Here is a 25,051-nt window from a genome sequence, read left to right as displayed (position 1 = left end):
GGCCTGCTCCTCTCAGAATCCCTGGGTGAGGAAGACTCCCCAGCCCACGACCGCCGCGGCGGCGGTCGCGACCGCGCCGCCCGCGCAGGCCAGGCTGAAGATCCGCGGATGGGACACGGGGACGGACCCCATGGTCTTGCCGGTGCGGCCGTTGACCGCGATGTAGTGGACGTAGCTGCCCTTCGACGTCTGCTGGTAGTAGCTGTAGAGCCACACCGGGACGTACATCGTGATCCAGCGGGTGCCGCGGATCGCGACGCCCTCCCGCTCCCAGCGCACGCCGCGGTCGTACTGGGCGATCGTGGGACGTGCCTTCTCGCGCGCGATGGTGAGGAACTTGTCCTCGACCCGCTCATCGAGGTCGTCGATGTCCAGGTCGCGGCGCTCGGAGGTGAAGCGCGAGAGGTAGTTCGGGTTGAACACGAGCGCCTCGCGGGTGTCGTACGGCTGGACCGCGTCGAGGATGTAGTTGGTCGCGGCCGAGGAGTCGGTGCGGTCGTACTGCCGCGAGGAGCCCGCGGTGAGGTCGTTGACCAGCACGTCGAAGCTGCGGCCCAGCTCGTGGACGCTCGCGTCCCAGTAGCGCTCGGAGACCGTCTGGTCCTTCCCGACGCGGCGCTGGACCGTGTAGGTGCGGGTGGTGATCTCGCCGGTGCCGCGCAGGTCGGTGTGCAGATTGCCGTCCACGACCATGTAGGGCATGTAGACGCCCTTGACGTTGTCCGGCACGAACTCCTTGACGAAGGTGCGGTTGGCGAAGGTGCGTCGGGAGTCGACGAACGTCTTGATCTGCTCGACCGCCTGCTCGCGGGTGAGCGTGAAGGGCAGCACCGCGTCGGGGACGGCGCCGTTGGGGATCTGATGGTTGATCGAGAGCACCTGGCGGCACCAGTGGCAGCGGGCCTGCAGGGTCTCGTCGGACTTCACGACGATCTCTGCGCCGCAGCCCTGGCACTTGATGGTGACCATCGAGTCCCCGGCCTGGACGTCCTGGGCGCCGGAGGCGATGTGGTCGCCGCGCAGCTCCTGGATCGGGGTGTCCAGGTGGAAGGCCTTCTCGGCGTTGTCCTCGTTCCACTCGTTGCGGCAGTAGTCGCACACGAGTGCACGGGACTCGATCCGGTAGTGCACGTCGGAGGACCCGCATCGCGGGCATTTGTCCAGCCCGTGGCTCTTTCCGCGATCGGTGTCGATGATCCGATCGCCCGACGTCGCCTCGTCGATCGCGTCCTGGATCTGCTCGGCAGGGGTGGGTGGCTGAGGCTGAGCGCCGGGGGCCGACGGCGGCTGCTGCGTCGGAGTCGGAGGCTGCTGCGCCGAGGGCGGCTGCACCCCCGGCTGCTGCATCGGCGGCTGCGCTCCCGGCGCAGCGGGCGGAGGCCCCGCGGGTCCGGTCGGACGCGCGGGGTCACCGGGCTGCTGGCTCATCGCGGGTCTTCCGTGGTCTGGTTTCGAGCTGCCAGGGGGCCGACGGCCGGGTCAGAGACCCAGCGCCTTCTTCTTGGCCGCGTCGTAGTCCTCCTGCGAGATCAGCCCCTGGTCGAGCATCTGCTTGTACTGGCCGAGCTTGGCGACCGGGTCGTCCGCGGCCGGCGCGGAGCCGGAGGCGCCGTCCGCCGGAGCCCCGTCGGACGGACCTGCGGACTGGTTGTCAGCGGGCTGGGCCTGGGCGGGCTGTCCCTGCTGGCCCTGCTGGCCCTGCTGAGTCTGCTGGGTCTGCTGCTGTCCCTGCTGGTTCCCGAAGTTCAGCCCGGGAGGGGTCTGGGCCTGCGAGGGCTGCACGATCCCGCCGGTGGCGTTCATGCCCATGCCCATCATCGCGAGCCCCTGCCCGCCGCCGTTCTCGCCGGCGCCCTGGACGCCGCGGGCGACGGCCTGGTTCATGAAGGACTGCGAGCGGTTGCCGGAGAGGGCGTCGGCCTTCTGGACGTCGTTGAGCAGGGCGCGGGTGTTCTGGTCGTACTCGATCGAGGCGATCGCGACCTTGACGATCGCGAGCCCGCGATCGCTCGACCAGCGGTAGTCCTCCTCGACGACGGCCGCGAGGGACTGCGCGAAGCCGACGGCGTCGGACTGGATGCGGGTGATCCGGTTCCCCTTGTCGGGGTCGTTCGTGTAGCGGGAGAACGCGGCGGCGAGCGAGGACACCACCTCGCGGAACAGCTGGTTGCCGGCGGGATTGTCCGGGTCGGAGAAGTCGAAGACCCCTGCGTTCTCGGTGATGAACGAGGCGGGCACGTAGTTGTGCACGAACAGCAGCGGGTCGAGGATCCGCATCGTGTACGAGCCGCGGGCCAGCGCCCCGACCTGCGCGTTGAGGTAGGCGTCGTCCCAGTAGATCTCGGACTGCGTGCCGAAGCGGTTGTCGGGGATCTCCTTGAGGTTCACGAAGAACGCGAGCTGCTGGGAGGTGGGGCGGCCGCCGAACTTGAAGCGCTCCCAGCTCATGCCCACGGTCGAGGACATGACGTCGTCCCCGGCGAAGACGGACTTCGAGTCCGGCGCATCGCCCTGGAACTCGTAGCCGCCGGCCTCGGTGATGAAGCCGGTCGCCTTGCCATCGAGCACAGTCACCAGGCCGTAGCCCTCGGGCACGAGGATCCGCGAGCCGTTGGTGATGATCGACTGCGAGCCGCGCACGTTCGAGCCGCGGCCGGCGTTGGTGCCGCGCGGTACCGCGGGGAACAGGGCTGCCGTCGCCGGGAGCCCGTCGGGCACCGTGAGGAAGTCCTTCCACTGGTCGGCGAACATGCCGCCGATCGCGCCCTTGAATGCCTGGATGAAGCCCATGCTGATCTCCTTCGTCCCCCGGAGGCCGGTCGTCATGTGATGCGGACCATGCTATCGACCGCCCTGAGGAGGAGCTGTGGAGTTCCCGAACAGGAGGCTGTGCGGGGCGGCGCTGCCGGGCATCCGGCGCCCGGTGCCCGGCAGCACGCGCCCCGCATCCGGAATCCGGCCTCCGGCCCCCGTCATCCGCGGGGATCAGACCGAGAAGATCTGCCCCGTCTCCACGCCATCGACCGAGCGGACGACCGCGCGGGCAGCCTCGGCGACGGGGGTCTGCGGGAAGCCGGGGAAGCTCGAGTGGTAGCCGGTGGCCTCGGCGATGACGCTCGGGCTCACGGTGTTGATGCGGATGCCGCGGGGCAGGCCGACGGCGGCTGCGATCGCGAACGAGTCGAGGGCGCCGTTGGCGACCGACGCGGCGGCACCGGTCTCGATGGGCTCTGCGGAGAGGACTCCGCTGGTGAGGGTGAACGAGCCGCCATCGCGCACGTGCGGCGTGCCGAGCGTGACGAGGGCGATCTGACCGAGGGCCTTGTCTGCCACGCCGTCGCGGAAGTCGTCGAGCGTGAGTTCGGTGAAGGGCTTGAAGGCGACGACGCCGGTGGCCGAGACGACCGCGTCGACATCGCCGATGCGCTCGAAGAGGGCCTCGATCGAGGCGGGGTCGGTGAGGTCGACGTGCTCGCCGCTGCTGCGCGAGGCGCGGATGACCTCATGGCCCGCAGCTTCGAGGGCGGAGGCAGCCTCCGATCCGATGAGTCCATGGGCTCCGACGACGAGGATGCGCTTGGTCATGTGCTGGGGTCCTTTTCTTCCGGTCTGCTGTCTCGTCCATTCTCGCGCGCGAGCGACCGGAGCGGGTCGGGGCGCCTGGGCGGCGGGCGGAGGCGCGGTGACGACTCCCCACTGGTGACGACTCCCCCCTGGAGCCCCGTCACGAACGCAGGTCCCCCGGTTCGACGCTCCGCCTCTCGCCGACCGCTCCTCGTCACTCCGCCGGAAGGATCTGCTTCGCGGCATCCTTGATGGCGTACCCGGCGAGGCCCCAGTCGTCCGCGGCCACCACGACGACGTCGTCCCCGTCGGGCACCAGCGTCTTCGAGGGGAATCGTCCTTCGAAGGCAGGGATCGGCGTCGCGTCCCAGTGCGCACCGCCGTCGGCGGATGCCCAGACGACGCCGCTCACCATGCGACCCGGATCGTTCACCCAGCCGGTCGCGAGCATCGCCCCGCCGCCGAGATCCAGGCCCGCGTAGCGCGCACTCGTGTCGTCGAAACGGGAGGTCTCGACGGGCGTCCCGTCCTCGCCCAGCGTCCAGATGACCTCGTTCCCGTCGACCTCACCGTGGATCAGCACGTTCGAACCGGTGCGATCGACCCAGTCGACGCTGCTGCTGGTGCCGCCCCCGAAGGGCGTCGGCTTCCAGATGTCTCCCTCGAGCCGGAAGATCGCGGCGCGCGACGAGGACCCCTCATCGGCACCGCCGTCGTCACCGGCCGCATCCTCCGGCGCGGACTGCTCCCCGCCGCTCGGCGCGTCGGTCGTCCCGGTCGACCCGGTCGACTCCGCTCTCGTGCCGATCCCGATGACCTCATCGTCCACCTGCGCGACGCCCACGATCCTGTCGTCGTCGGAAGCCGCTCCCCTCTGCTCCCATGCGATGCCGTCGTCACTCGCCCAGACCTGCGCGGACCGTGGCGTGTCGTCGTCGTAGCGGAACGCGGCCCGATGCACGCCGCACAGGTACTGCGCGTCCCCGATCCCGGTGAGCGAGGCGGGTTCGAAGTCTCCGTCGTCCGGGAGTCCCGTCGGCGTCCTCCACGCATCGTCGCCCGCAGGACGCGCGAACAGGAGCGAACCCTTGACCTTGACGTCGCCCTCGGAGACCTCGATGCCGCTCAGGATCACCCCGCCGTCCGGATCCACGGCCATCGCCATGACGGGGACGTCGACGTGCTCGAGCGCCTTCTCCGTCCCTGCTCCGCCCTTCGCGATCAGGCCGTCGGCGACATGGAAGGGGACGGAGGTGGGAGCGCTGGCCCAACCGGACCACAGGAGCGCATTCCCGTCCTCCGACTCCTTGGAGTCCTTCGAGAGCCAGGTGGTGTCCTTGGTCATGAGGAGCAGTCCGTCGGGTCCGGGCAGCATGTCGGAGACCCCCAGGGTCGGGTCGGTCACCGCCAGCGCGCCCGCGTCGAAATCGACGTCCATGAGCCCCTGGGCGCCCCACACCGCCGTGGTCGTGACGATGAGCGTCTGATCCTCGCGCCCGTTGCTCAGCATCGCGAAGTCCAGGAGGTCCGTCGCGCCGTAGGTCTGGGTCTGCGTCGACCACTTCCCCGCCGTGGACCTGCTGGCGGCGGCGAAACGATTCGCCCAGCCCACGCTCATGAGCACGGGCCCGTCGGCCCCGCCGCGCAGCCCGCTGACCCAGGCGTCGATGTCCTCGAGCGGCGAATCCGGATCGATCGCCTTCCCCGTGCTCGTCTCCTCGAACCCTTCGAGAGCGAAGGTGGGCAGCGGGACCTTCTCCTCGGTGATCTTCCCGTCGGCTCCTCGCACCCAGGCGGCGGGATAGCTGTACTCGTACGTGCCCTTCACGGACTTCGGGTCCGCGTCACGGACGCCCACGATCACGATCTCCTTCCCCTGCGCGATGCACGCATCGGCGCCGGACGAGACCGCACCCCTGCTCGCGGGGATCTCCTGGGGCTCGCCCCAGGTGGCGCCGCCATCGGTCGAGACCACCGCATGGCCCGGCGCGCTGGAGACTCCCGAGTCCAGCAGGACGAGGATCGTGTCCCCGGTCCGCGCCACATCGCTGACGGTCCAGTCGCCGCTGCCGGGGAGCGCGATCGCGGTCCGCTCGGTGACGGTCGCCTCGCCGTCGATCGTCAGCACGCGCACCGTCCCCGCGCGCACCTGGAGCACGGCCACCCCGTCACGCAGCGCCTCGACCACGGCAGGGATCGAACCGCCGAGACCGCGGCTGTCCCACGCATCGCCGTCGGCGCTCGTCCAGAGCTCGGAGACGTAGGCGCCGTCGACGACGTGCTGGGTGAGCACGCGGACGCGCCCCTCGAACGTCTCGGACGCACGGTTGGACGTGCTCGGTTCGATGTCGAGCGTCGCGCCGACGCGTCCGCCCACGAACGTCCTGATCGACGCCTCCCCGGTGGAGGAGAGGGTGGACATGAGCCCGATGCCCGGGAGGTCGCCGACGGCCCCCTCCCCCCAGAAGCCCGTGCGGACGGGCGACGACGTCACGAGCCCGGGCGAGACGTCGACCTCGCTCATCTCGAGCGCGACCTTCCGTCGCGGCTCCTCCTTCTCGAGGAGATCGCACCCGGTCAGCAGCCCCGCGGAGGCCGCGGCGGTGGTCGCGAGCGCGCCGGCCAGGAGCGTCCGACGACCCAGGAGCGGTCGCCCTCCCCGACGACCGGGGTCCCGGTCCGAGCCCCGGCCCACGCTCGGGTCCCAGCCCACGCTCGGGTCCGGGCCCGACCCGGGACGACGGTTCGAGGTGGCGGATGCGCGCGACGGGCGGACAGGGATCTGAGCGGGGCCTGGCGTCATGCCGGAAGTCCAGCATCACTCCGGCGCACTGTCAGCCGCCGGTCAGCGAGTGTGGATAACTCTCGCTGCGCCGCGCCGCTGTGCACCCGGTGTCAGGCGCGGAAACCGAACCTCGCCAGGTCCTTCTTCCGTCCCGAGTCCTGCAGGGAGAGGAGCTCGGCGTAGATGCCGCCGGATGCCGCGAGGGCCTCCGGGGTGCCGATCTCGTCCACGTTGCCGTCGCGCAGGGTGACGATGCGGTCCACGCTCGCGATCGTCGAGAGGCGGTGGGCGATGATCAGCGAGGTACGCCCGGCCATGAGCTCCTCGAGCCCGGCCTGGACCTGCCGCTCGGCCTTGGTGTCCAGGGCCGACGTCGCCTCGTCGAGCACGAGGATCGGGGCGTCCTTGAGCATCGCGCGCGCCACCGCGATCCGCTGGCGCTGCCCGCCGGAGAGCCGCAGCCCGCGCTCGCCGATCACCGTGTCGTAGCCGCCGGTGAAGCGCTCGATGAAGCGATCGGCGTTCGCACGGCGGGCGGCCTCGCGGATCTCCTCGTCGGACGCATCGGGCCTGCCGTAGGCAATGTTCTCGCGGATCGTGCCGGAGAACAGGGCGGCGTCCTGGAAGACCACGCCGATCTCGCGGCGCAGCTGGCCCAGCGGCAGGTCCGTGAGGGAATGCCCGGCGATGTCGACGCTCCCCGTGCGGGTCTCGTAGAGGCCGAGCAGCAGGTTCACGATCGTGGACTTGCCGCCGCCGGACTCGCCGACCAGGGCGACCTTCTCCCCGCGCGCGACGTCGAAGGAGACCCCGTGCAGGACGTCCTCGCCGTTCTCGTAGGCGAAGCGGACGTCGTCGAAGGCGATCATCGGCGCGCCGATGACGGGGACGGGAAGAGCCTCCGCCTCGAGGCCGTCGGCGTCGGGTGCGGCCGCCACGTGCGGGGTGCGCGGATCCACGGGCGTCTCCATGACGCGGAAGTAGTCGCGGGAGCCCGCGATCGCGCGCTGGGACGAGTCGATCACCCAGCTCATGGACTGCACGGGGTCGCGGGCCATGTTCATCAGCTGGATCAGCAGCACCATCTGGCCCAGCGAGAACTGGCCACGCGCGGTGAGCACGAAGATGATCGCGTAGATCGCGAAGAAGATGAGGTTCAGGACGCCGCGGCGCAGCACGTCCATGCGGTGCCAGTGGGCGGACTGCTCGGAGGTGAGATCGTCGGTCGCCTCGAAGCGCCCCCGGAAGCCGTCGAGCTCCGAGCGCTCGCGCACGAAGGACTTCACGACCCGGATCTGGCCGATGACCTCGGCGAAGCGCCCGCCCGCGTGGTCCACCTGCTCGTTCTTCGCGCCCTCGAGCTTCTGCCACTTCTTCGAGGTCAGCGCGGTCAGCCACACGTAGACCGGGAAGATGATGAGCAGCAGCACCGCGAGCGGCCAGAAGTAGAAGGCGGAGATGCCCAGCACCGCGAAGGTCGTGATGAGCATCGTCGCGAAGGAGTTCGAGAAGGTCTTCGCGAAGTTCGAGACCTCGGCGATCGAACGGTTCAGGCGCGAGACGATCGTGCCGGTCAGCTCGGTGTCGAACCAGCGCTGAGGCAGGGCGAGCAGCTTGTCGAAGTACCGCACCGAGAGGATCGTGCGCAGGCGGTTGCTCATGCGGTCGCCGTAGTAGCCGCCGAGGTTCGACAGCAGCGTGTTCGCGAGCTCCGCGAGCAGCAGCGCGAAGGCGAGCCAGAGCACGGTGCGGGTGGCGGAGGCGGCGCCGATGCTGCCGCCCACGGCGTCGGTGACCACGTCGGTCGCGTGCCCGATGATGAAGGGGACGGCGAGGGATGTCAGCGCGGTGACGACGGAGCAGAGGACGATGAGGAGGTAGAGCGGGGACAGCTCACGGGTGAAGCGCACGATGCGCACGAGGGACGACACCGTGTCAGCCTAGGTGCCGGGCTTCCCCGGGAGCCCGTCGCTCCGCTACCAGCGAAGCCCCGGACCGGCCGACGTGTCCTCGTCCGCGCGCCTGCTCGACCGCTCTTCCGGCTAGCCCTCTCCTCCGGCTCCTAGGCTGAACGCATGAGCCGCGACCCGAAGACGCCCTCCCCCGACCCCTGGCACGTCGCCGACATCGACGTCGATCTCCACCTCGAGCTCCTCGGGCTCGAGCGCTCGGAGCCGGACCTCGCCCTGCTCTCCGAGCTCCATCGCAGGCACGTGCGCACGTTCCCCTTCGCGAACGTGGACGTGCTCCTGGGCGACCACCCCGGGGTGGCTCCCGCGACCGTGTCCCGGAGGCTGCTGGTCGAGCGCACCGGCGGGTACTGCTTCGAGCACGCCCAGCTGTTCGCCGCGACGTGCGAGTCGCTCGGGTTCAGGGTCGCCCGGCGCCTGGGGCGCGTGCACGGCCCGGACAACACCCGCACCCACATGGCCCTCGAGGTGCGGCTCGACGGCGAGAGGCTGCTCTGCGACCCCGGTTTCGGGCTCTCGATCACCGGGCCCATACCGATGTCCGACGGCGCCGTGCGGCACGAGGCGCACGGCGAGTACTCGCTGCACCGCGGAACGGCGGGAGGCGCGGAGACCTGGGAGCTGCGCCGCAGGGACAGCACCGCCCACGTGATCGACACCCTGCCCGTGGTGCCGGCCGACGTGCGCGGCGGCCACGTGATCACCTCGAGGGACCCGGAGTCGGGCCCCTTCACCCATCACCTGATCGTCTCGAGGTTCACGGAGGAGGGCCACTTCAGCCTCGCGGACACGGCGCTGACCATCCGCCGGGAGGGGGAGCCCACCGAGCGCCGCGACCTCACGCCCGCACAGTCCGTGGACACCGCACGGGACCTCGGGGCCGCCATCACGCCGGATCGGGCCGCCGCGCTGCGCCGACTCCTCGAGCAGAACGACGGCGAGGACGGCTCCGCGGACTGACGCGGGGCCGGGTTCGCAGCGTCAGGGGCGCAGCGTCAAGGCCGCAGCTTCGCAGGGTCAGGGTCGCAGCAGGGTGCGGAAGGCGCTCAGCGTGCCCTCGAGCTCGATGTCGGGCTCGAGCAGCCACTGGATCTGCAGGCCGTCCGACGCCGCGACGAGCAGGGCCGCGATCTGCGCGGGGTCGACGTCGGAGCGCAGCTCCCCCGCCTCCTGCTCGGCGCGCACCCGCGCCTCGAGCGCGACGCGCAGATGCGCGAAGCGCGAGGTGAAGAAGTCCTTGGCCTCGGTCGAGCGCGCCTCGAGCGAGGCCGCGACGAGCGTCGAGTAGAGCTGGACCAGACCGGGGACCTCGAGGTTCTGCACGGCCGCCTGCACCATGACATCGACCGCCGACGAGGGCTCGGGCAGGTCGGGGTCGTCGTCGCGCGCGGCCTCGGCGTGGGCGTAGACCGCCACCAGCAGCTGCTCGAGGGAGTCGAAGTAGTGGCGCAGCGCCGCGTGCGAGACGCCGATGGCCTCGGCGATCCGGCGCAGGGACGTGCCGTCGGCCCCGCGCTCGCGGAAGACCTCGATGGCGCGGTCAAGGATCTGGCGGCGCCGTGCCATGCCCTTGGCATAGGCGCCCGGCCGGCCGATGGTCGCCTGCTCCTCGGCCTGCTCCTCGACGTGCGCGCCGGCGTGCGCGTCGTGCGCCGCGTCGCCCTGTCGGGGAGCCGCGTCGGCCCGACCGGAGGCCGCGTCGTCCCGACCGGAGGCCGCGCCGTCCCGTCCGGGAGCTCCGTCGCTCCCCTCGCCCTGCTCGCTGCTCGTCATGGCCCGCACGATACCCCGAGAAAACCTCCACACGGTACTTTTCCGTGCTAGCGTGACGCCGTACGCACCCATCACCACTCCTGAAGGAAAGAAGGGCACCGTGGCTCTCCCCCTCGGCTCCGTGCAGCTGTACACCCTGGCCCAGCAGTTCTCCGACGACATGGGCGGCTCCCTCGACAAGCTCGCCGCGATCGGCCTGAAGAACGTCGAGGCGTTCGACTTCGTGCGCCGTCCCCGCGAGATCCGCTCCGCGCTCGATGCGAGCGGCCTCGCCTCCCCGACCGGCCACGCGCCGCTGCTCTCCGACGAGCTGTGGACCCCGGACGGCTCCATCCCGACCCCCGCCAACGAGGTCGTCTTCGAGGCCGCCGCGGAGATCGGGATGACGACCGTCATCGATCCGTTCGTGCCGGTCGAGCGCTGGCTCACGCAGGACGGCGTCAAGGACATCGCCGAGCGCCTGAACTCCGCCGCCGAGACCGCGAAGACCTTCGGGCTGAGCGTCGGCTACCACAACCACGCGCAGGAGTTCCTCGCGAGCTTCGACGGGAAGACCGCGTACGAGTACATGGTCTCCCTGCTCGATCCGAGCGTCGTCATCGAGCTCGACCTGTTCTGGGCGATCGTGGGCGGGCAGAACCCGACCGAGCTCGTGCGCTCGCTCGGCGACCGCCTCGTCGCGGTCCATGTGAAGGACGGCGTCCCGCCGCAGGGCAACCCCTTCGCGCCCGACGCCCCCGACTTCGACTCGGCGAGCCTCGACCAGCGCCACCCCGGCGAGGGCGACGTGCCCACCGAGGACGCCCTGCACGCCGCCGGCGACTCCCTGAAGTACGCCGTCATCGAGTACGACCACACCCCCGGTGACGTCTTCGAGGACGTCGCCGCCAGCTACGCCTTCCTGCGCGACGGAGGATTCATCGCATGAGCACCACCCGCAGCACCGGCGGCCCGATCGGCGTCGGCTTCATCGGCGTCGGCGTCATCTCCGACACCTACCTGGAGAACCTGAACTCGTTCCCCGACGTCGAAGTCCTCATCCTCGGCGACCTCGACGTGGAGCGCGCGAAGTCCCAGGCCGCCAAGCACGGCGTCCCGGCCGCCGGCACCGCCGAGGACGTGCTCGCCCACCCGGACGTCCAGGTCGTCGTCAACCTGACCATCCCCGCCGTGCACGCCGAGGTCTCCGCGAGCGCGATCGCCGCCGGCAAGCACGTGTGGACCGAGAAGCCGCTGGGCCTGGACCGCACGTCCACCGCACGGCTGCTCGAGGACGCGAAGGCCAAGGGCCTGCGCGTGGGCTGCGCGCCCGACACCGTGCTGGGCCCGGGCTTCCAGACCGCCAAGCGCGAGATCCTCAAGGGCACGATCGGCACGCCGCTGTTCGCCCAGACCTCCATGCAGTGGCAGGGCCCCGAGGTCTTCCACCCGAACCCCGGCTTCCTCTTCGCCAAGGGCGCGGGCCCGCTGCTGGACATCGGCCCGTACTACATCACGGCACTCGTGAGCCTCTTCGGCACCGTGGACAAGGTCGCCGCCATGGGCCTGCGCGCGCAGCTCGAGCGCACCATCCAGGTGGGCGACCGCGCCGGGGAGACCTTCCCCGTCGAGGTGCCCTCCACGCTCTCGCTGCTCACCAGCTTCGAGGCCGGCCAGCAGGCGAACTCGCTGGTCAGCTTCGACTCGCCGCTCGCCCGCCAGGGCATCGTCGAGATCCACGGCACCGAGGGCTCGATCTTCCTGCCGGACCCGAACATGTTCGAGGGCGCGATCTCCTACGTGAAGCCCTTCGAGTCCTTCGGCGAGGCCCCGCCCGCCCAGGAGCGCATCGAGATCCCGCAGGAGGGCACGGTCACCGGCCGCGGCCTGGGCCTGCTGGACATGGTCCGCGCGATCGCCGAGGACCGTCCGCATGTCGCGAGCGGCGAGCTGGGCTACCACGTCCTGGACATCATGCTCTCGGCCGAGGAGTCCGCGGCCAGCGAGGAGTTCGTGGCCGTGAAGAGCTCGGTCTCGGAGGTGCCGACGGTCCCCGTCGACTTCGACCCGTTCGCGTCCACGATCTGAGGTCGCGAAGCGGGGTCTCCGTGACCGCCGCGCACTACGCGTAGCAGGGGGTCGGGTGACGTGCACATGTGCACGTCACCCGACCCCCTGCTACGTCAACTGCACGGGGCGGCGGGAGCCCTTCGGCCCGAGGGCCGATCCCGACGTCGTTCCGGGTGTCGGAGGCTGCCACGGCCCGCGAATCGCTCCCCCAGCGTTCGCGGACCGCGGGGATCGCGCGGATCGCGCCGACCAGGCCCACCGCGCCGAGCAGACCGACCACCGAGCGCTACAGCCACCCGTTGTCGGTGGCGCGGCGCACGGCCTCGGCGCGATTGGCGACGCCCAGCTTCCCGATCGCGCTCGAGACGTGGTTGCGCACCGTGCCCTCGGAGAGGAACACCCGCGCGGCGACGTCGGCCGTCGAGCCGCCGTGCGCGCAGGCGCGCAGCACCTCGGTCTCCTTCGCCGAGAGCGGGTTCGGCCCGGCGGCCAGCGACTGCGCGGCGAGCTCGGGATCGACCACGCGCAGGCCCTGGTGGACGCGGCGGATCGCGTCGACGAGACGCTCCACGGGGGCGTCCTTGATCATGAAGCCGTCGGCCCCCGCCTCGAGGGTGCGGCGCAGGTAGCCGGCGCGCCCGAAGGTCGTCAGCACGATGATGCGGGTGCCCGATCCCCGCAGGCGCTCGGCGACCTCGAGTCCGTCGGCCGGTCCCGCCCCGCCGTCCGCGTCGGTCCCGGCGGGCATCTGCACGTCCAGCAGCAGCACGTCTGGATGCTGCGCGGAGACGGCGGCGAGGGTCCCGGCGCAGTCCGCTGCCTCCGCCACCACCTCGATGTCGGCCTCGAGGCGCAGCAGGGCCGCGAGACCGGAGCGCAGCAGGGCCTGGTCGTCGGCCAGGGCGATGCGGATCGGCGCGGTCGGCGTGCCGGGGGCGGCAGGGCCGCCGGGGGTGGCGGGCGCATCAGGCATGGTGGACTCCTTCGTCGAGCGGTCTCCCGGAGTGCGCGAGGTGCGCGGTGAGCACGGTCCCCGCGCCGTCGTCGCCCGGGGCGACCACGAGCTCTCCCCCGCCCTCCTCGACGCGGCGCGCGAGGCCGTCCAGTCCCGAGCGGGTGCGATCGCGCGGGATGCCCACGCCGTCGTCGGCGACGCTCGCGCCGCCCTCGTCCACGCGGATCGTGCAGTGCGTCGCGCGGGAGTGGCGCACCACGTTGGTGACGCCCTCGCGGATCACGTACCCGAAGAGCTCGGCGCGGGCGTCATCGAGCTCGGGCAGGGCGGCGGGGACGTCGGCCTCGATCCCGGCGGCGGTGAGGACGCTGCGGGCCGAGGCGATCTCGGTGGCCGCGCGCACCTCCTGCATGCCGCTCACGGTCGCGCGGACATCGGCCAGGGACTGCCGGGAGATCCGCTCGACCTCGGAGATCTGGGCGCGCGCCGCCTCGGGGTCCGACTCCAGCAGCCGCTGGGCGAGCTGGGCGGAGACGGTGATGGTGGTGAGCGAATGACCCAGGGTGTCGTGGAGGTCCCGGCCGATGCGCTCGCGCTCGGCGGCGACGGCGAGGACCGCGTTGCGCTCTTCGGCGCGGGCGAGGCGCTCGGTGAGGATCTCCCGCTCGATCCCGTACCCCACGCCCAGGGAGATCATGAGGCCGACGAGCGCGAGGATGATCGCGATGTACTGGCCGGTGAGCACCGCGAGCAGGCAGTCCACGAGAGTGAGCGGGAGGATCACCACCCGAGCGGTGCGCCAGGGCAGCGCGATCGTGTGCGCGATCTGCACGAACATCACCATGTAGAGGACGTTCGAGCCGATCGCAGGGACGAACAGGGCGATCAGCAGCCACACCACGGCGATGAAGCCGTACCCGAAGCTCGGGCTGAAGGCCTTGACCCCGGGCAGGAGGAGGAAGGCCGCGCTTAAGGCGAGGGACAGCACGATGATCGCCGTGGTGCGCACCGGGGTCGGGTGGTCGAACGCCGGGATGATCACGAACAGCATGAACAGCAGCGAGGGCGCCGTGTAGAACATCGCGCCCGACGCGACCGCCGCCCGGTACAGCCCGCGCAGGGTGCGCGGATGCTGCTCGTCGCAGCGTGCGAGGGGCGGCGCGGTCGCGGCGAGATCGGGCCCGCGGCGCGCGAATCCGGTCAGTCGTGCTGGCGCCATGGGGTCTCCTCCTCGCGGGCTGGCATCGATTCTTCCAGCATTCCCACGCCGCGGGGCTCAGCGGCGCGAGGCGGAGCGCGCGGCCCGCCCCAGCAGCAGGGCCGCGATCAGCGCGAGCCCGAGGGTCCAGACGGCGAGGGTCACGAGGCCGCGCACCGGGAAGTCCTCGCCGATGATGCCCCAGGTGCCCAGCTCCCCCACCCAGTACGTCGGGGTGAAGCGGGAGATGGACTGCAGCCAGCTCGGGAACATCTCGTAGGGGAACCAGAGCCCGCCCGCGACGGCGAGCAGCATCATGCCGATGGTGGTCGCGGCGCCGACGGCGCTGGGCTTCAGGGCGAGGCCGACGACGAGGCCCAGCAGCACGAGCGGCAGCATGCCGATCCACAGGGCCAGCAGCGAGCGCACGGCCTCGAGGGCGTCGAGGTGGATGCCGGCCACGAGCGCCCCGGCGAGATAGACGCCGATGAGCGCGGGCAGCACCACGGCCATGGCGGCGACCATCTTCCCCACGACGAAGCTGCGCGGGGTGAGGCCCGCGACCATGAGCTGGCGCAGCCAGCCGTTGGTGCGCTCGAGCTGGATGATCGCGCCCGCGTTGACCGCGGCGCCCAGTCCGCCGTAGGCGGCCATGCGCACCATGATGAAGGTGCCCACGGTCTCGCCGCCCTCGCCCATGGCCTCCTTCCCGAAGATCTCGTTGAACATGAGGAACATGAGGATCGGCAGGGCGACCGTGAAGAACAGGAACATGCCCTTGCGCAGGGTGGTCGTGGTGGAGGCGAGAGCGAAGCGCGCGGTGCGCCGCAGCTGGCTCGCCGGGGCGCCGCGACTCGCGGTGGCGGCGGACGACGGAGCGTGGATGGTCACGGGTGCGGTGGTCATGGCGTCTCCTGGGAGATGGGTCGGGCGGGGAGGTCAGTGGGGTGCGTTCGGTGGCGTGCGCTCAGTGGGTGGTGAGCGCGAGGAAGGCGTCCTCGAGGCTCGGGGTGGTGACCTCGACGTCGCTGACGGCGGGCAGGCCGGCACCGGTGAAGAGCCCGCGCAGGGTGGCGTCGGAGTCCGCGGTGGCGAGTCGGAGTCGGCCGTCCTCGAGCACGTCGACGCTGGTCACGCCGTCGAGGTGGGCGAGGGGGCCGGCGGCGGCGCGGTCCGGCACACGCAGGGTGATCGCGCGTCCACCGATCCGGGCCTTGATCTGCGCGCCGGTGCCGTCGGCGACGATGCGTCCCTGGTCCATGACGACCACCCGGCCGGCCTGCTGGTCGGCCTCCTCGAGGTAGTGGGTCGCGAAGACGATGGTGCGGCCGTCGGCGGCGACGTGGCGCATGCGCTCCCAGAAGCGCCGGCGGGTCTCGACGTCCATCGCGACGGTGGGCTCGTCCAGCAGGATGACCTCGGGATCGGGCAGGAGCGCGAGGGCGAAGCGGACGCGCTGCGCCTCCCCGCCCGAGAGCTTCGAGGTGCTGCGGCGCAGCAGGGAGGAGATGTCGGCGCGCTCGATGACCTCGTCGAGCGGGAGCGGGTGCGCGCAGACCCCGGCGACGAGGTTCAGCATCACCCGCACCGGGGTGTCCTCGAGGAGCGCGCCGTTCTGGAGCATCGCGCCGACGAGGCCGCGGCGCGCGGCGTCGGTGGGGGTGGTGCCGCAGATGCGCACCTCTCCGGCGTCCGGGGTCGCGAGCCCGAGCATCATCTCGGTGGTCGTGGACTTGCCGGCGCCGTTGGGGCCGAGCAGCGCGAGGATCTGGCCGCGCGGGACGGCGAGGTCGAGGTCGTCGACGGCGGTGAGGGAGCCGAAGGTCTTGGTCAGCGCCCGGCAGTCGATCGCGGGGCGGGGATCCTGGGACGGGGCCGGGGTCGTCTCGTTCATGGCTCCAGCCTCCGCCGCGCGGGGGCCGCGGGCCCATCGGGCGCCGTCACGTCCCTCCCATGACAGCTGTCATGGGAGAGGCGCGGGCGTCATGGGAGGGGCGCGGGCGTCATGGCGCGGGCGCTCAGTCCGCGGCGGGCAGGCTCCGCACGGCCGCGGAGACGGTGCGCACGAAGAGGATGAGCCAGGCCATGACGGTCGCGGCCGCGCCCATCTCGAAGGCCGTGAGGTTCAGGTACCCCACGCCCTTCCACAGCATCAGCAGGGCCAGCAGCGCGATGATCACGCCCACCGTGACGGCGAGGAAGCTGCCGGGCAGGCGTCGGAAGAGCATCGGGAATCCCACGAGCGCCGCGGCGAAGACGAGCACGATGCTCTGCGCGGCGGCATCGTGCCAGACCCGCTCCGCGTCGACCGGGATCAGCGCCACGGCGATCACGAGCAGCCCGAGGACGATCAGCGCGAGGCGCACGAGCGTGGCCCGGGAGCGGGTCTGGCCGGTCGCGCGGCACCAGAGGGCGACGTCGTGGCCCACGAAGTCGCCGATCGCGGCGAGCGCGAGTCCCGCCAGCAGCAGGGTGAGGTTGAAGGTGAGCCCGCCACTTCCCGATCCGAGCGCGGAGAAGTGGTGGTGCCACCACTGCGGATCGCTCGCGCTCAGCGCGGCGGCGAGCGCACCGGTGACCAGGAACGCGGCCAGCAGCACGGACAGCGACTCGCTGGTGAGCGCGAGAGCGCTCTCCACACAGGCGTACGCGCAGGCCGCGGCGGTGATGGCGACCCACACGGCACCGGTCCAGCGGTCCAGGGCGAGCCCCAGGAACGCCGAGGCGAACACCCCGTACAGCGCGCTGCACAGCAGGAAGGCGAACACCGCGTGGAGCGCACCCAGGGCGAGGATGTTGGCCGCGCTGCGGACCCGGGAGATCTCCCGCAGCCAGGGCTGGCGGCGCGGGGTCATCGTGAGACCGGCCAGGACGAAGCCGAGCAGGCCGGCGACCATCCCCGCGTACGCCGCGACCTCGCCGATCGAGCCGCGGCCGAACAGCGGGAGCGTCGTGCGCAGCGAGACCAGCCCCAGGCCGAGCCCGAGCACGGCGGCGCCCGCGGCGCACCACAGGGCCGCGGTCTCGTCGCGGGAGGCGTGCGGGGAGTGCGCGGTGGTGGGGTCGACGGCCAGGCCGGTGGTGGGGTCGGCAGTGGGATCGGTGGTCGGGTCGACGGTCGGGCCTGTGGTGGGGTCGATGGTCGGGTCGGCGGACAGCTCGGGGGACGGCTCGCGCATGCCTCGATTCTCCCCCGTGCAGGGGCGGATAGGCTCGCCGGGTGCTCGTCCGTGATCTGCGCCTGCTCGCATCCTCGCCCGCATCGCCCGTGTCGGTCCGTCTGCGCGACGGGGTGATCGCGGAGATCGGCGCGGATCTCGCGCCGTCCCCGGGCGAGGACGTGCTCGATGCAGGCGGGGCCCTCGCGATCCCCGGTCTCTGGGACCACCACGTGCACGTGGGCCAGACAGCCCAGGGATACGCGCGGCTGGACACCGCCGGGCTCGCCTCGGTCGACGAGGTGCTGCGGGAGGTCGCCTCAGCCATCGCCGCCCGCCCCGCGGTGTCAGGACTCAGCGGGGGATCTGCAGGCGCCGAGGCGCTGATCGGCTTCGGCCACCGCCTCGTGGACATGGCGGGCGATCCCACGGTGGCCGGGCTCGATGCCGTCGCCGGGGAGCTGCCCGTGGTGCTGATCGGCGGCGACGCGCATCATGCCTGGATGAGCTCGGCCGCTCTGCGCGCGCTGGGCCTGCCGCCGCGGCGCGGGATCGTGGCCGAGGACGAGTGGTTCGACGCCGTCGCCCATCTCGACGACCTGCCGGGCGTCGCGGCGCACCTCGAGGCCGGGGTCAGGCGCCTCCAGGAGGACGCGCTCGCGCGCGGGGTCGTCGGCCTGACGGACATGGAGTGGGCCGACAACGCGTCGCTGTGGGCCCGGCGCGAGGCCCGGATCCGCGTGCGGACGGCCACCTACGCCTCCGGGCTCGATGGAGTGCCGGGGCCCACCGGCACACCGATCGGCAGCTCGGGGCTCGTGACCATGGGCCCGCTCAAGGTGATCGCCGACGGCTCGCTGGGCTCGCGCTCGGCGTACTGCCGCCACCCCTACGCATTCTCCGGGGAGGCGGGGGCGCACCCGCTCGGCGGCGGCTTCGGGGTGCTCAGCCACATGGCCGACGACCTCGCGGCGCTGCTCGCGCGGGCCGAGGCGCGCGGGCTCGCGGTCGCCGTGCACGCGATCGGCGACGCTGCCGCAGGGGTGGTCCTGGATGCGCTCGCGGAGGCCGGCGCGGGTCGCGGACGCGGCGGCGCGGGCGGGCGCGGGGGCGGACCTCGGATCGAGCACGCCCAGCTGCTGGCCGACGAGGACGTGGCGCGGATGGCGGCGCTCGGGGTCCGTGCCTCGGTGCAGCCCGCCCATCTGCTCGACGACCGCGACCCCACCGAGGAGGTCTGGCCGGACGACGCGCAGCGCTCCTACCGCTTCCGCGACCTGCTCGACGCGGGCGTCGATCTGCTGATGGGCTCGGACTCCCCCGTCGCGCCCGTGGATCCCTGGCTCGCCATGTCGGCGGCCGTCCACCGCAGCGCCGACGGACGCGAGGCCTGGTTCCCCGCCCAGCAGCTGCAGCCCCTCGAGGCGCTCGCCGCCTCGACCGACGGGGCCGGGGTCCGGCCCGCGGTGGGAGCGCGCGCGGACCTGGTGCTGCTCGAGGAGCCGGCCGATGCGGCGGGCGCCGGACTCTTCGCCGACGTGCCGCGCGGCGCCGACGAGGCCTTCGTGGAGTCCGCGGCACGGGAGTCCGCCGCGCGTCTGCGGGAGGCGCGGCCGCTCGCGACGCTCGTGGACGGGCGGCTCGGCTTCTCGCGCTGAGCGCGGGATGATCAGCGCCGGACGATCAGCGCGCGGCCCCTCCGTCGCCCCGTTCGAGCAGCGCCGCGAGACGGTCCACCGAGGCCTGCAGGCTCGCCTCGGTGGTGCGCCGGGCGCGCTCCTGGCGCACGGGGTCGTGCAGGTCGGTCCAGTCGTAGGTGTGGATGACGCGGGTGCGGCCCTCGCCCAGGGGTTCGAGGTCCCAGCGCCAGAGGTGGCCGGGCGGCTGCTCGCCCTCGGGCGCGGGGAGCCAGGCGATGCGCAGGCCCTCGTCGAAGTCGACCACGTGGTTCTCGCGCACGGCGCCCGTGGTCAGCGTCGTCGCGAAGACATCCCCGACGCCGCGCACGCGCTGGCCGGAGGCGGCCTCGGCGAGGTTGTCGTTGCCGTCCCACGCGGTCTGGAGCGCCGGGTCGGCGATGTGCTCGAAGATCTCTCCGGGAGCGGCCGCGATCACACGGCTCGCGCTCACCACGCGCGGGGCCGCGTCGGCGGCATCGTTCTGGGTCTCGTCCATGGCGCTCATTCTGCCCTCCGGTTCTGCCCTCCGGGCGACTCTCCGTCCCGTCGTGGTCTCCCCCGGAGGGACTCTGCGTGTCCACTGTGCACACCATGTCGGCATCTTCCGGGCAAGGGGTCTACAGTGCCGCACTGTGACCCGGGTCGCCCTCCGCGGCGGCCCGCCCGCACCACAGCCACGACCGGAAGGAGTGTGCCCCATGGACACCACGACGGACGCCAGCACATCGACGCAGCCCCGCACCCTCCAGCTGTCGAGGCTCCGGGGCTACCGGGTGCGCGAGATCGGGTTCGTGCTGGGGCGCCTGCGGATCCGCTTCGAGTCCCCCACGGGCTCGAGCGAGCAGCCGCTCCTGGAGTGCCTGGTGATGCCCACCGTGCTGAAGGAGCACTCGATCGTCTCCTCCGACGACGAGCGCTGGGCGGGCGCCCTGCGCGAACTGATCGGACAGGACGTCACCGAGACCTATGAGGAGCAGGGCATCGGGCTGCGGCTCGAGTTCACCTACGGCTCCCTGCGCATCCACCCACGCCCCTCCCAGCGCGACGGCACCGCGGTCGCCCGGCTGGGCGACTTCGGGGACGGCGCGCAGAGGGAGTGGACCTCGGGCGTCGACTGCTTCGCGGATCTGCACCGCGAGCTGCGCTGACGTCAGCGGCCCTGGGCCCCGGGGCCGAACCCCGGGGCTAGGTCGCCGGGGCTCATTCGCCGCGCGCCGTGGTCCTGCCGAGCGTCCTGTCGGCCACCGAGAGCACGAGCAGGAGCACGGCCGCCGCGAGCATCACCAGTCCGAGGTCGTGCATGCCCCCGGTGTCGGCCCGTCGACCGAAGAGCACACCGCTCGCCGAGGACGAGCCGATCGCACCGAGGTACATGAAGGTGCGCAGCAGTCCCGCCGCCGCCCCCATCTGCTCGCTGCGCGCCTGGCGGTAGACGGCGTTCTGGTTGGCGAGGTTCAGCAGCCCCTGCGGGATGCCGAGCACGACGGCGATCCCGAGCAGCAGCACGAGGGGCGAGCGGTCCCCGAGCGCGAGCACCATAGCGCACGCGAGGATCTGGGCGAGCGAGCCGACGATCAGCTTCCCGCGCAGCGCCTCGCGCCGTCCCGTGAGCGCGACGACCGCGATGCCCACGGCGAAGGTGGGCAGCAGCACGAGTCCGGAGAGCGAAGGACTGAGTCCGCGCGCCTCCTGCATCCACTGGGTGAAGCCGTAGATGTAGCCGTAGCTGACGAGCGCCGCGAGCACCGAGCGCAGATAGCTGCGCACCAGCGCTGGGCTCGCCCGCAGCATCCGGACGTCGATGAAGGGGTCGGCCCGACGCAGCTCGCAGATCCAGAAGCCGGCGCCCGCCGCGAGGACGGGCGCGAGCAGCCAGAGCCGACCGACGGACGGGTCCATGACCAGGAGCAGAAGGCTCACCAGGGCGATCGTGAAGAGCACGATCCCGACCACGTCGATGCGCGCGCGGCCGACGGGCCGGCGGCTGGGCGGCAGATAGAGGCGGCCCAGCACGAGGCCCGCGGCGCCCAGCAGCACATTGATCGCGAGCGTGCTGCGCCATCCGCCCACATCGATGAGCACTCCCCCGAGCACCGGCCCGATCACCGAAATGGTCTGCGTGGTGATGCTGAGCGCGCTCAGCACGGCGGCGGGGCTGTCCACGCCGGTGCGCTCGCCCTCATCGCTGATCAGGCGCATCGCCGAGGGATAGCCCGCACAGGTCCCGAACCCGAGCACCACGCGCGCGGCAACGAGCACCCAGATGTTCGGGGCGAGCGTCCCGATGATGCCGGCGAGCAGGGTGAGCGCGGAGCCGACGAGGAACATGCGGCGCGCGCCGTAGGCGTCGACGAGGCGCCCCATCAGCGGCTGGCCGACGGCGGTCGCGAGATACAGGCCCGTGATCAGCCAGGTCGTCTCCCGCGCGGGGGCACCGAGCGCGACGCCGATGGGCACCAGCGCGACGGCGATGATCGAGGAGTTGATCGGGTTCAGGATCGACCCGAGCATCATCGGGGAGAGCAGCCGGCGGTCGAAGCGATCCGGGGGCGAGGGGCGGCGGGCGATCGCCGTCATCGCTGCAGCAGGCGCTCGAGGAGGGCGGCCGCGGCGATCAGCTGCGCGCGCTCGTCCTCCGTGAACTCCTCGGTGAGGCCCTGCTCGAGCCAAGCCTGACGCATCCCGCGAGCCCCCTGCACGTAGTCGAGGCCCGACTCGGTGACGGCGATGATCTGGCGACGGCCGTCGGCGGGATCGGCCGTGCGCTCGATGAGACCGGCCTTCGCGAGAGCCGCCACCGTGACCGCCGCAGCCTGGGGCGAGATCCGCTCGGCCTGGGCGAGGGAGGCGCCGGAATCGGCATCGCCGCGCACGAAGAGAGTGAGGGCGGAGGCCTGCGCGGGCGTGAGGACATCGCTGCCGGAGACCGCGAGGAGGCGACGCCGCAGTCGGCCGACGACCCCGCGCAGGGCGTGCGCGGCCTCCGCCGAGGAGGCCGGACGATTTGCTGGATCCATACCGTCAACGTACATTGATCAATATTTGTTGAGCAAACGTGGGTCGCGCCCGTCACGACCACCGTGCCCGCCACGACCGCAACGACCGCTGATCGCACAGACCGAGGAGCACTCCCCCATGACCGCACCCGCCACCGACTCCCGCAAGACCACGGGCCCCGCATCGCGCACCGTCCTGCTCGCCATGGACTTCCAGCACGGCATCGCCGACCGCTTCACCAGCACCGGCGTCCTCGAGCGCGCCCGCGCGGCCGTCGAGGTGGCGCGGGACTCCGGCATCCCCGTGGTGTGGGTGCGCGTGGCCTTCCGGCCCGGCTACCCCGAGATCGCGCCGACCTCGGGCTTCGCCGGCATCTCGGCCCGCGCGGGCGAGACGGGCATGACCGAGGACTCCCCCGCCACGGCGCTCCACGAGGCGCTCGACCCGGGCCCGGAGGAGCCGGTCGTGATCAAGCGCCGGATCAGCGCGTTCACCGGCAGCGATCTCGAGGTGCTGCTGCGGGGCCTGCAGGCAGAGTCCCTCGTGCTCGCGGGGATCTCCACGAGCGGCGTCGTGCTCTCGACGCTGCGCCAGGCCGCGGATCTGGACTTCCGCCTCACCGTGCTCGCCGACGCCTGCGCCGACCCCGACGAGGAGGTGCACCGCGTGCTCACGCAGAAGGTGTTCCCGCGTCAGGCGACGGTGACCACCGTCGACGAGTGGGCCGAGGGGCTCGCCGGGGCCTGAGCTCGCGCGCTCACACCTCGCCCAGGAGCGTCTCGGCGTTGCGTGCGGTCAGGCGGCGCCAGCTGGTCGCGCCGAGGGGAGGCTCCGCGCGGTCGATGCTCTCGATCTGCGCGTCGACCGCGGGCGCCGGGGTCCAGCAGGAGTCGCTGCCGTAGAGGACGTGATGGGATCCGGCGACGTCCACCAGCAGCGGCGCGGCGTGCGGGAAGGGCGTCCCCGCGAGGTCGAACCAGAGGCCCTGCAGCGCGTCGGCGAAGGGCGTGCCGCCCAGTCCGAAACCGTCCTGGAAGAGCGCGACCCGGTCGGACAGCAGGGCCAGGGAGGCCCCGGAGTGCGGGACGATCACGCGCAGTCCGGGATGACGGTCCAGGGCGCCCGCGAGCACGAGGTCGACGATGCTGCGCGTCGAATCGGCCATGAACTCGAGCATCGGGCGCGGCCGGCCGAGGTCCGTCCCGTCGGCCCCGACGGGCGAGGTCGGATGCACGAACATGATCGCGCTCGCCGCCTCGAGCTCCGCCCAGAGGGGCTCGAGCGCCTGGTCGCCGAGGTACTGGCCCCGCGCGTTCGACTCGAGGATCACGCCGCGCGCTCCGGGCAGCGCGAGGGCCCGGCGGGCCTCGACGCGCGCCGCGTCGACATCGGGCAGCGGCAGGGAGGCGAAGAAGGTGAGGCGCTGCGGGTGCTCGGCGACGAACGCGGCCGCGGCGTCGTTCACCGCGCGGGCGAGCGAGGCTGCGGACGCGTCGTCGCCGAAGTGGACGCCGGGCGAGGAGATCGAGAGCACCGCGTGCTCGATGCCGCGGCGGTCCATGTCCTCGATCTGCGAAGCGAGGTCCCACTGCGGCCATCCGGGCATGCCGTCGGGGTGCTCGATCCCCGCGGCGCGCGCAGCGGCGACGTAGTCGTCGGTGACGAAGTGGGCGTGGACGTCGATGAGGCGGTCTGCGGCAGTGGTCATGGCGGGCAGGGTACGCCCGCCCTGGCCACGGTCGTCGGGCGCCTCAGGCGGTGCGCGCGAAGAGGTCGAAGAACTCGTCGGCGAGCACGACCTCGACGTCCTCGGGCAGGCTCTCGACGAGCTCCTTCACGTCCGACGGGGTCCAGCTCCAGGCGTTGATGAGCCCCGCGATGAACAGCGGTCCGCCCTTCTCGTCGGCCTCGCCCGCGCCGTGCTCCTCCTCGATCTTCGCGAGCAGCTGCTCGCGGTACGTGTCGACGCCGCCGGCGGGATAGAAGGTGCCCAGCAGCGGGACGGCGGCACCGGGGGCGCTGATCGCGCCCTTCTCGTCGGTCTGCATGATGCCGCGCAGCTCGACGTTCTTGGCATAGGACTCGAGGACCCAGTCGGGCAGGGTCGGCGAGGGCTTCCCGGACTCGGGCGTCGAGTACGCGTAGACCACGTCGAGCCCGGTGCGGGACTGGTAGCGGCCGGAGGCCTTCGTGAAGACGTCCAGCTGGTCCTTCGGCCAGGAGTCTCCGTAGGTGTAGCCCGCGCCGGAGGGGCCGCACACCAGGAAGTCGTTCTCGGTGGCAGTGCGCTGGAAGTGGTGGAGCAGAGCAGGGCCGATGTCCTCGAGGAGAGGGGTGATGGTCCAGTTCATGGGCACGGAGCCGCGGGCGGGATCGTCCCAGAGCTCGCGCATGTGCCGCTCGCAGAACTGGATGTTGTCGCCCTCTCCGAAGGTGAGCGTGAGGTAGGTGCGGTCCTTCACGCGGCCGCGCGAGGGCTTGGTGGGCCGGGCCCGGGTCACGGCGGGGATGCCGGAGAGGACGCTCGCGTTCATGTAGTAGTCGGCGGCGACGACGATGACGCCGTGGGTGCTGCACAGCTCCACACCCGACCATTCGCCGTCCACGTCGTTCGCGAACCAGCCGGCGTAGACCGTTCCCGGGTCGACCTTCGCGAGCAGCTCGGAGAACTGGCTGCCGCTGTCGCCCGAGGGCGGGAGCCAGGTGATCAGCGCGCTCGTGGCGATCGCGAAGTCCCGGAAGGAGGAGAACGGCTCGACGCGGGTGGGCGCGGTCCCGGTCGCGGAGACCAGGTACTCGTTCTCGAGCTCGAGCTCGACGCTCACAGCGCCTGCCCCGTCCGGCACCTCGAAGCGGTAGATGAAGGAGGAGCCGCCGTCGGCGAAGCGCAGGCCGTCCTTGGTCTGGGAGCCGCTGCCGTCGA

21 protein-coding genes and 1 pseudogene are annotated in these 25,051 nt (G+C 72.0%); 6 read left to right on the top strand and 16 right to left on the bottom strand.

Annotated elements, in window-relative coordinates:
- Positions 1-12: 12 nt before the first annotated feature.
- The 5 genes from MHY49_RS11935 to MHY49_RS11915 all read right to left on the bottom strand — a co-directional run bounded on the left by MHY49_RS11935 (position 13) and on the right by MHY49_RS11915 (position 8,280).
- Positions 13-1,347: a TFIIB-type zinc ribbon-containing protein gene (locus MHY49_RS11935; RefSeq protein ID WP_239204378.1), complete on the bottom strand. Its 1,335-nt coding sequence runs from the start codon at positions 1,345-1,347 to the stop codon at positions 13-15.
- A 132-nt stretch (positions 1,348-1,479) separates the two neighbouring features.
- Positions 1,480-2,790, bottom strand: a complete 1,311-nt coding sequence (locus tag MHY49_RS11930) for an SPFH domain-containing protein (protein ID WP_239204410.1) — start codon at positions 2,788-2,790, stop codon at positions 1,480-1,482.
- A gap of 195 nt (positions 2,791-2,985) precedes the next feature.
- Complete coding sequence (locus tag MHY49_RS11925; protein WP_239204376.1) at positions 2,986-3,585, bottom strand: short chain dehydrogenase; 600 nt, start codon at positions 3,583-3,585, stop codon at positions 2,986-2,988.
- Positions 3,586-3,778: 193 nt separating this feature from the next.
- A complete protein-coding gene (locus MHY49_RS11920) occupies positions 3,779-6,367 on the bottom strand; it encodes a hypothetical protein (RefSeq protein WP_239204374.1) in 2,589 nt (862 codons plus the stop codon).
- 92 nt (positions 6,368-6,459) lie between these two features.
- Positions 6,460-8,280: an ABC transporter ATP-binding protein gene (locus MHY49_RS11915; RefSeq protein WP_239204372.1), complete on the bottom strand. Its 1,821-nt coding sequence runs from the start codon at positions 8,278-8,280 to the stop codon at positions 6,460-6,462.
- A gap of 144 nt (positions 8,281-8,424) precedes the next feature.
- Here MHY49_RS11915 and MHY49_RS11910 point away from each other — a divergent pair, with 144 nt between their 5' ends.
- Positions 8,425-9,279, top strand: a complete 855-nt coding sequence (locus tag MHY49_RS11910; RefSeq protein WP_239204370.1) for an arylamine N-acetyltransferase — start codon at positions 8,425-8,427, stop codon at positions 9,277-9,279.
- Positions 9,280-9,336: 57 nt separating this feature from the next.
- Here the strand turns inward: MHY49_RS11910 and MHY49_RS11905 are convergent, their stop codons facing one another.
- Entirely contained in the window at positions 9,337-10,092 is a 756-nt protein-coding gene (locus MHY49_RS11905) for a TetR/AcrR family transcriptional regulator (protein WP_370646122.1), read from the bottom strand.
- A 100-nt stretch (positions 10,093-10,192) separates the two neighbouring features.
- On the opposite strand from MHY49_RS11905, the gene MHY49_RS11900 reads away from it, so the two are divergent.
- Positions 10,193-11,020, top strand: coding sequence for a sugar phosphate isomerase/epimerase (locus MHY49_RS11900; RefSeq protein WP_239204368.1), 828 nt, complete (start codon positions 10,193-10,195; stop codon positions 11,018-11,020).
- On the top strand, positions 11,017-12,159 hold the full coding sequence (locus tag MHY49_RS11895; RefSeq protein ID WP_239204366.1) for a Gfo/Idh/MocA family protein: 1,143 nt from the start codon (positions 11,017-11,019) through the stop codon (positions 12,157-12,159). The genes MHY49_RS11900 and MHY49_RS11895 overlap by 4 nt, the downstream gene beginning before the upstream one ends.
- 268 nt (positions 12,160-12,427) lie before the next feature.
- Here the strand turns inward: MHY49_RS11895 and MHY49_RS11890 are convergent, their stop codons facing one another.
- From MHY49_RS11890 to MHY49_RS11870, 5 genes are all read right to left on the bottom strand, one after another.
- Entirely contained in the window at positions 12,428-13,114 is a 687-nt protein-coding gene (locus MHY49_RS11890; protein ID WP_239204364.1) for a response regulator transcription factor, read from the bottom strand.
- Positions 13,107-14,315: a sensor histidine kinase gene (locus MHY49_RS11885; protein ID WP_239204362.1), complete on the bottom strand. Its 1,209-nt coding sequence runs from the start codon at positions 14,313-14,315 to the stop codon at positions 13,107-13,109. The genes MHY49_RS11890 and MHY49_RS11885 overlap by 8 nt, the downstream gene beginning before the upstream one ends.
- Positions 14,316-14,372: 57 nt before the next feature.
- The gene (locus MHY49_RS11880) at positions 14,373-15,200 is read right to left on the bottom strand and encodes an ABC transporter permease (RefSeq protein ID WP_239204360.1); all 828 of its coding nucleotides are present in this window, start codon (positions 15,198-15,200) and stop codon (positions 14,373-14,375) included.
- Between the two features lie 61 nt (positions 15,201-15,261).
- Positions 15,262-16,188, bottom strand: coding sequence for an ABC transporter ATP-binding protein (locus MHY49_RS11875; protein ID WP_239204358.1), 927 nt, complete (start codon positions 16,186-16,188; stop codon positions 15,262-15,264).
- Between the two features lie 124 nt (positions 16,189-16,312).
- Positions 16,313-17,473 carry a DUF998 domain-containing protein gene (locus MHY49_RS11870; RefSeq protein ID WP_239204356.1) on the bottom strand — a complete coding sequence of 387 codons (1,161 nt, stop codon included), beginning with the start codon at positions 17,471-17,473 and terminating at the stop codon, positions 16,313-16,315.
- Positions 17,474-17,514: 41 nt separating this feature from the next.
- On the opposite strand from MHY49_RS11870, the gene MHY49_RS11865 reads away from it, so the two are divergent.
- Positions 17,515-19,110 carry an amidohydrolase family protein gene (locus MHY49_RS11865; protein ID WP_239204354.1) on the top strand — a complete coding sequence of 532 codons (1,596 nt, stop codon included), beginning with the start codon at positions 17,515-17,517 and terminating at the stop codon, positions 19,108-19,110.
- 25 nt (positions 19,111-19,135) lie between these two features.
- On the opposite strand, the gene MHY49_RS11860 is transcribed toward MHY49_RS11865, so the two are convergent.
- The gene (locus MHY49_RS11860) at positions 19,136-19,627 is read right to left on the bottom strand and encodes an SRPBCC family protein (protein ID WP_239204352.1); all 492 of its coding nucleotides are present in this window, start codon (positions 19,625-19,627) and stop codon (positions 19,136-19,138) included.
- Positions 19,628-19,829: 202 nt separating this feature from the next.
- Between MHY49_RS11860 and MHY49_RS11855 the strand changes: the two genes are divergently transcribed.
- A complete protein-coding gene (locus MHY49_RS11855) occupies positions 19,830-20,279 on the top strand; it encodes a hypothetical protein (protein ID WP_239204350.1) in 450 nt (149 codons plus the stop codon).
- Positions 20,280-20,331: 52 nt separating this feature from the next.
- Here MHY49_RS11855 and MHY49_RS11850 read toward each other — a convergent pair whose 3' ends face one another.
- Both MHY49_RS11850 and MHY49_RS11845 read right to left on the bottom strand, forming a co-directional pair.
- Entirely contained in the window at positions 20,332-21,708 is a 1,377-nt protein-coding gene (locus tag MHY49_RS11850; RefSeq protein WP_239204348.1) for an MFS transporter, read from the bottom strand.
- A complete protein-coding gene (locus MHY49_RS11845) occupies positions 21,705-22,148 on the bottom strand; it encodes a MarR family winged helix-turn-helix transcriptional regulator (RefSeq protein WP_239204346.1) in 444 nt (147 codons plus the stop codon). The genes MHY49_RS11850 and MHY49_RS11845 overlap by 4 nt, the downstream gene beginning before the upstream one ends.
- A gap of 118 nt (positions 22,149-22,266) precedes the next feature.
- On the opposite strand from MHY49_RS11845, the gene MHY49_RS11840 reads away from it, so the two are divergent.
- On the top strand, positions 22,267-22,875 hold the full coding sequence (locus MHY49_RS11840; RefSeq protein ID WP_239204344.1) for a cysteine hydrolase family protein: 609 nt from the start codon (positions 22,267-22,269) through the stop codon (positions 22,873-22,875).
- A 10-nt stretch (positions 22,876-22,885) separates the two neighbouring features.
- Here the strand turns inward: MHY49_RS11840 and MHY49_RS11835 are convergent, their stop codons facing one another.
- Together MHY49_RS11835 and MHY49_RS11830 are read right to left on the bottom strand one after the other, a co-directional pair.
- Entirely contained in the window at positions 22,886-23,836 is a 951-nt protein-coding gene (locus MHY49_RS11835; protein WP_239204342.1) for an amidohydrolase family protein, read from the bottom strand.
- A gap of 43 nt (positions 23,837-23,879) precedes the next feature.
- A pseudogene (locus MHY49_RS11830) lies at positions 23,880-25,051 on the bottom strand (GxGYxYP domain-containing protein); the annotation flags it as partial.

Origin of the sequence: Brachybacterium sp. ACRRE (assembly GCF_022346485.1) — a bacterium.
GTDB lineage: Bacteria > Actinomycetota > Actinomycetes > Actinomycetales > Dermabacteraceae > Brachybacterium > Brachybacterium halotolerans.
Note: the sequence above shows the minus strand (reverse complement) of the source record. Positions and strands in the feature narration are given on the sequence as shown.

What these genes read in the sequence shown, in the direction of transcription:
- MHY49_RS11935 (WP_239204378.1), bottom strand. Translation starts at nt 1,347, where the DNA reads ATGCAGCAGCCGGGGGTGCAGCCGCCCTCGGCGCAGCAGCCTCCGACT.
- MHY49_RS11930 (WP_239204410.1), bottom strand. Translation starts at nt 2,790, where the DNA reads ATGGGCTTCATCCAGGCATTCAAGGGCGCGATCGGCGGCATGTTCGCC.
- MHY49_RS11925 (WP_239204376.1), bottom strand. Translation starts at nt 3,585, where the DNA reads ATGACCAAGCGCATCCTCGTCGTCGGAGCCCATGGACTCATCGGATCG.
- MHY49_RS11920 (WP_239204374.1), bottom strand. Translation starts at nt 6,367, where the DNA reads ATGACGCCAGGCCCCGCTCAGATCCCTGTCCGCCCGTCGCGCGCATCC.
- MHY49_RS11910 (WP_239204370.1), top strand. Translation starts at nt 8,425, where the DNA reads ATGAGCCGCGACCCGAAGACGCCCTCCCCCGACCCCTGGCACGTCGCC.
- MHY49_RS11905 (WP_370646122.1), bottom strand. Translation starts at nt 10,092, where the DNA reads ATGACGAGCAGCGAGCAGGGCGAGGGGAGCGACGGAGCTCCCGGACGG.
- MHY49_RS11895 (WP_239204366.1), top strand. Translation starts at nt 11,017, where the DNA reads ATGAGCACCACCCGCAGCACCGGCGGCCCGATCGGCGTCGGCTTCATC.
- MHY49_RS11890 (WP_239204364.1), bottom strand. Translation starts at nt 13,114, where the DNA reads ATGCCTGATGCGCCCGCCACCCCCGGCGGCCCTGCCGCCCCCGGCACG.
- MHY49_RS11885 (WP_239204362.1), bottom strand. Translation starts at nt 14,315, where the DNA reads ATGGCGCCAGCACGACTGACCGGATTCGCGCGCCGCGGGCCCGATCTC.
- MHY49_RS11880 (WP_239204360.1), bottom strand. Translation starts at nt 15,200, where the DNA reads ATGACCACCGCACCCGTGACCATCCACGCTCCGTCGTCCGCCGCCACC.
- MHY49_RS11875 (WP_239204358.1), bottom strand. Translation starts at nt 16,188, where the DNA reads ATGAACGAGACGACCCCGGCCCCGTCCCAGGATCCCCGCCCCGCGATC.
- MHY49_RS11870 (WP_239204356.1), bottom strand. Translation starts at nt 17,473, where the DNA reads ATGCGCGAGCCGTCCCCCGAGCTGTCCGCCGACCCGACCATCGACCCC.
- MHY49_RS11860 (WP_239204352.1), bottom strand. Translation starts at nt 19,627, where the DNA reads ATGGACGAGACCCAGAACGATGCCGCCGACGCGGCCCCGCGCGTGGTG.
- MHY49_RS11855 (WP_239204350.1), top strand. Translation starts at nt 19,830, where the DNA reads ATGGACACCACGACGGACGCCAGCACATCGACGCAGCCCCGCACCCTC.
- MHY49_RS11850 (WP_239204348.1), bottom strand. Translation starts at nt 21,708, where the DNA reads ATGACGGCGATCGCCCGCCGCCCCTCGCCCCCGGATCGCTTCGACCGC.
- MHY49_RS11845 (WP_239204346.1), bottom strand. Translation starts at nt 22,148, where the DNA reads ATGGATCCAGCAAATCGTCCGGCCTCCTCGGCGGAGGCCGCGCACGCC.
- MHY49_RS11840 (WP_239204344.1), top strand. Translation starts at nt 22,267, where the DNA reads ATGACCGCACCCGCCACCGACTCCCGCAAGACCACGGGCCCCGCATCG.
- MHY49_RS11835 (WP_239204342.1), bottom strand. Translation starts at nt 23,836, where the DNA reads ATGACCACTGCCGCAGACCGCCTCATCGACGTCCACGCCCACTTCGTC.